This window comes from Cohnella sp. (assembly GCF_041640265.1).
Taxonomy (GTDB): domain Bacteria; phylum Bacillota; class Bacilli; order Paenibacillales; family Paenibacillaceae; genus Cohnella.
Genome location: NZ_JBEQAP010000099.1, coordinates 1 through 5,217 on the forward strand (window position 1 = coordinate 1; position 5,217 = coordinate 5,217).

Below are 5,217 nucleotides of genomic sequence, written 5' to 3' on the forward strand. Positions count from 1 at the left end.
GCTTACGGTTGACACGTTTCTTCTTGCGTGTGTTACGTTGTACACCATCGACATTTCCCATATGGACATCCGATACAGACTGCGCGATACACCAATCCACAAAACTTTTCGTTGTCTTGTGCAGGGCATCTCTCAGCTGCTTTTCAGACTTGGAGAGAATATACCGTTTGACTTGATGGTATTTCTTCCATTGGCGAGAACCTTTCGTGCATTTCGACTGCAATCGCTGAATCTCACCCAACTTTTTGTTGCGCAAACGATGAATGGCACGTACTTTCCTACCTGTTATGATCAGGCTTCCGCCATCTTCTCCAAAAGCGGTGATCGTATGGATTTCACCTGGATCTACACCAATTGAACGATTCTTGTAATAAGGCTTGCTTTCTATCCCATCCTCATAAGAGACGGCGAGGTATAATCCGTTATCATAGCAAAGCTCTATTTCTTTGATTTGCCTCTCGGGTAGATGAGTCGCTTGAACCACAATGGGCCTCTCTCTCTTTCCATGATGATTGCCCATGGATAGTTCGATTCTGCCGTTCACAAACACTTTGAATCCATCTTTTGCCCATTTTGTATTGTAGTGGTTCTTGCTTTTATAGGGGTACCGTGCGGTTTTGATTCCTTTTTGTATCGCTTGATACGCGGAATCTCGAGCAAATAGGTACTTATGGCAGACGGCCTGAATGGATTGACTGTGCAGATGGAATTTGCCTTTGGTTTGCTTCTGAATCTCGGATTGAGATATCCATTTCTTTTGCTCAGCGTAATAGTCTTTGGATATCTGCAAACAATCGTTCCAGACCCGAGCAGACTCTCGGTTACAGGCAAATAATCGGTCGATATTTCGTTTAGATGCCTGAATATGAACAATTCGGGCTCGGATCATGGCTATCCCCCTTTACGAACATCTGTTTGGTATGTAGTATGTTCATTATACCACACATATGTTCGTATATCGAAGGGGTTCGGAGGTTCGGTAAAACGCCATTCATCCCCCACCTACTTCGTTGAGGAAGGAGACTTCTGGCATATGTCGTTAAATAGAAGAGGAAAGGATGAACTATTATGAACATATGGTTAACGTTGCATCTGATTGGAGTCGTGCTATTCATAGGAAATATCATTACAGCTGCATTCTGGAAGGTTCGTGCGGATTTAACGAAGGACCCAACCGTCATCTATGGTACGGTAAAAAATGTTATGCTTGCAGATTATGTGTTTACGCTTCCGGGTATCGCGCTGATCATCGTCTCGGGTTTTGCAATGGCCGCAACAGCGGAGTGGCCGATGTCAGGGTTAAACTGGCTTACGTTATCACTGATTTTGTTTGCTTTCACCGGGATCATATGGTTAGCAATTCTCATTCCACTGCAGCGCGGAATGATCCGCCAAATTGCCCAATGCATTGAAAGCGGGACAATCTCGAAAGCCTATCAACAAGCGTCCCGCAATTGGGCAGTCTTCGGCATTGCCGCTACATTACTGCCCATCGTCATTTTATATCTTATGGTAACAAAAAGCTTCTAAACATACGCCCGTTAGCGAGGGAAAATCTAATCCCAAACTTTAGGTCGTTTAATTTCCGCTGTTCTATTGTCAAAAGGTGAATCATAAGAAGCCAAACTTCCTCTGTTAAGCAAGGCTAAATGATAACAATGTTCACCGTCCAAAACATGACGAATCATTTCTTTGGTGCTCATGGCCCTTAATATCTGGTTTCCAATCCAACTTGTTCTCAGGAATATTACTCCAAACTTTTATACTTCTACGCCGTATTTCTTCAAAATTCAATATAATGATTTCTAAAGCATTCACAGTATCTTCAAATTTTGTGGTTCTGATATATTGAATGAGAGCCTACCATCCGTATATTTGTTTTACATTAAGAAGACCGTCAGGAAGTGTCCTGACGGTCTTTTTGAATTCGGAGATTGATCTGAGAATAACATTAACCATTAGCCTTAGTCCCGATCGCAATCCACTGAACATAACCTTGGGGCTCGGGCCCTAATCGTGTGCGAATAATCTCCATCTCAGCTTCGTTGGCCTGCTTTCTCACAAGAACACAACTGCAGCACGGATGATCCGACATACCTACTAAGACATAGGAATCATCGGCAAAAGGCGAGACGAATGATACGATTATTCTCATTGATTCCATTGCACCTTGGAAAACATAACGTTCACTGCCAAATGCCATGGTCACCCCAGGCAACTGTGCAGCAACCGGTAGAAAGGCAAGCTTCGCTCCACTTATGCTGCCGTCCGCTAGGTGCTCGCTTGTTACGCTGCCTTGCTCAAGCTTCGCTCCACTTATGCTGCCGTCCGCCAGATGCTCGCTTGTTACGCTGCCTTGCTCAAGCTTCGCTCCATTTATGCTGCCGTCCGCCAGGTGCTCGCTTGTAACGCTGCCTTGCTCAAGCTTCGCTCCATTTATGCTGCCGTCCGCCAGGTGCTCGCTTGTAACGCTGCCTTGCTCAAGCTTCGCTCCACTTATGCTGCCGTCCGCCAGGTGCTCGCTTGTTACGCTGCCTTGCTCAAGCTTCGCTCCACTTATGCTGCCGTCCGCAAGATGATCGCTCGTTACGCTGCCTTGCTCAAGCTTCGCTCCACTTATGCTGCCGTCCGCCAGGTGCTCGCTTGTTACGCTGCCTGCTTTCAGTTCTTGAATACTCTCGTCGGTTTTTTCTACTTCGATTTGCGGCTGCTGCAGGTTGCTTAGGAGCTGTTGTACTTCAAAGGAGAGCTTCTCACTACTTACGCTGCCATCCGCAAGATGATTCCCCTTAACCGCTAGCGGCTGCAGGTGTTCCGAGGTAATCGTTTGTTCTCCAACGTGATCGCTAAGAATAGAGCGCGGAATGATATGTGAGGAGCTGATACTGCGAACGGATATTTTATCTGTACTTATAGATCCTGCTGCCAGTTGATCGGAGTCAATACTACCTTTACTAATTTTTTCACCGGTTATCGAGCCGTCTGCGAGCTGCTGTGCACCTATTGAACCCAGTGCTAATTTCCCCGAGCTTATTGAGCCATTCACTAACCGTTCCTCGGTAATAGGTGACCCCGCAAGAGCCAGAAACTCAAACAGCGAGGGAGAGAGATTGTCTGCAGTTACAGCACCAATTCCAAGCTTATTGGTCGTTACCGAGCCGTCCACCAACTGCCGTTCCCCAACACTGTTATTAGCTAGTTTCTCGGTTGTTACGCTGCTTTCCGCCAGTTGCTCAGCTGTTATCGCAAGACTTGCCAATTGACGTGTTCCTACGCTGCCATCGGCAAGCTTCTCGATAGTCACGCTGCCATCGGCAAGCTTCTCCATAGTCACGCTGCCATCGGCAAGCTTCTCCATAGTCACGCTGCCATCGGCAAGCTTCTCCATAGTCACGCTGCCATTGGCAAGCTTCCCCTCGGTTATCGATTTCTCTCGAAGGTGTATCTCACTTACTGCATTCGGCTCTAACCGCTCGGAGTCAATTCGGCGTTCCCCCATTTTGGCTAGCTCGAACAAATCCGGTGCAAGGTGAGAGATGGACACCGTCCCTTTGCGAAGATGGAATCCATGTACGGCTTCCGGCTTCAAATGCTTACCGCTAATACTCTCCAACTGCAAATGATCCGTACCCACGCTGCCATTGGCAAGCTTACTCGAAATCACGCTTTCCTCCGCTAATTTATCCGAGGTAATCGCGTTATCGGCGATGGATGCTTCATATACACTGCCATCAGCCAAATGAACGGGACCTACCACCCCTTTCCGCAAATGAACGGAATCAATCAAATCAGCTTGTAAATGAAGGGAAGCTATAGCTTCCTGCGCAATATGAAACTCTTTTACAGAGCCTGCCTGAAGCTTACTGCTCTCTACGCTGTCTATCGCAAGCTTACTCGCGGTAACAGCTCCATCGTTCAAATGATGCTCATGGATGCTCTTCTCCGCAAGATGAAACCCTAGCACCGCTTGCTCAGCCAGATGGCGGCTTTCTACCGCCCCCGAAGCAAGATGCAGAGCGTTTACCGATCCTTCTGCAAGCTTCTCCGACGTTATCGCACCCTCAGATAGTGCAGCTGTCGTAACGGATCCTTCGTTTAGGTGAATTTGCTTTATAGCCTTTGGCTTTAGATGCTTTGAGGAGATAGCGGATTCCGCCACTACCCGCCCGGATACTGCGCCGTTCTGCAGTGCTTTCTCATAAACGGAATTTTCGTATAGCTTATCGGAAGTGACGCTTGCGTCCGCGAGCTTCGAGGTCGTTACGGCCAAGTCCGCCAATTTATCCGTTGATACGTTGCTGTCCGCCAGCTTATCCGCAGTCACGCTGCCATCAGCTAGCTTTACCGCAGTTACGCTGCTATCTTCCAGCTTCTCGACAGTCACGCTGCTATCAGCTAGTTTCTCTAAAGTCACGCTGCCATTGGAAAGCTTCTCCGTCGATACGCTGCTGTCCGCCAGCTTATCGCGGGTAATTAAGCCGTCGACAAGCTTCTCCTCGGTTATCGATTTCTCTCGAAGATGTATCGCGCTTACCGCATTCGGCTCTAACCGCTCGGAGTCAATTCGGCGTTCCCCCATTTTGGCTAGATCGAACAAATCCGGTGCAAGGTGAGAGATGGACACCGTCCCTTTGCGAAGATGGAATCCATGTACGGCTTCCGGCTTCAGATGCTTACCGCTAATACTCTCCAACTGCAAATGATCCGTACCTACGCTGCCATAGGCAAGCTTACTCGAAATCACGCTTTCCTCCGCTAATTTATCCGAGGTAATCGCGTTATCGGCGATAGATGCTTCATAGACACTACCATCAGCCAAATGAACGGGACCTACTACTCCTTTCCGCAAATGAACGGAATCAATCAAATCAGCTTGCAAATGAAGGGAAGCTATAGCTTTCTCCGCAATGTGAAATTCTTTTACGGAGCCTCCTTGAAGCTTACTGCTCTCTACGCTGTCTGTCGCAAGCTTACTCGCGGTAACTGCTCCATCGTTCAGATGATGCTCATGAATGCTCTTCTCCGCAAGATGAAACCCTAGCACCGCTTGCTCAGCCAGATGGCGGCTTACTACTGCCTCCGAAGCAAGATGCAGAGCTTTTACCGATCCTTCTGCAAGCTTCTCCGACGTTATCGCACCCTCAGATAGTGCAGCTGTCGTAACGGATCCTTCGTTTAGGTGAATTTGCTTTATAGCCTTTGGCTTTAGATGCTTTG

General features: G+C 47.9%; 3 protein-coding genes and 1 pseudogene. 1 reads left to right on the forward strand and 3 read right to left on the reverse strand.

Annotated features, from left to right (window positions below; all coding sequences use genetic code 11):
• Positions 1–889 (reverse strand): transposase (locus tag ACESLK_RS29710; RefSeq protein WP_373233466.1); only part of this gene is annotated, 889 nt, incomplete at its 3' end.
• 179 nt (positions 890–1,068) lie between these two features.
• On the opposite strand from ACESLK_RS29710, the gene ACESLK_RS29715 reads away from it, so the two are divergent.
• Positions 1,069–1,530, forward strand: a complete 462-nt coding sequence (locus ACESLK_RS29715; RefSeq protein ID WP_373233467.1) for a DUF2269 family protein — start codon at positions 1,069–1,071, stop codon at positions 1,528–1,530.
• Positions 1,531–1,592: 62 nt separating this feature from the next.
• Here ACESLK_RS29715 and ACESLK_RS29720 read toward each other — a convergent pair.
• Both ACESLK_RS29720 and ACESLK_RS29725 read right to left on the reverse strand, forming a co-directional pair.
• A pseudogene (locus ACESLK_RS29720) lies at positions 1,593–1,818 on the reverse strand (DinB family protein); the annotation flags it as partial.
• Positions 1,819–1,951: 133 nt separating this feature from the next.
• Positions 1,952–5,217 (reverse strand): WIAG-tail domain (locus tag ACESLK_RS29725; RefSeq protein WP_373233469.1); only part of this gene is annotated, 3,266 nt, incomplete at its 5' end.

What these genes read in the sequence shown, in the direction of transcription:
- ACESLK_RS29715 (WP_373233467.1), top strand. Translation starts at nt 1,069, where the DNA reads ATGAACATATGGTTAACGTTGCATCTGATTGGAGTCGTGCTATTCATA.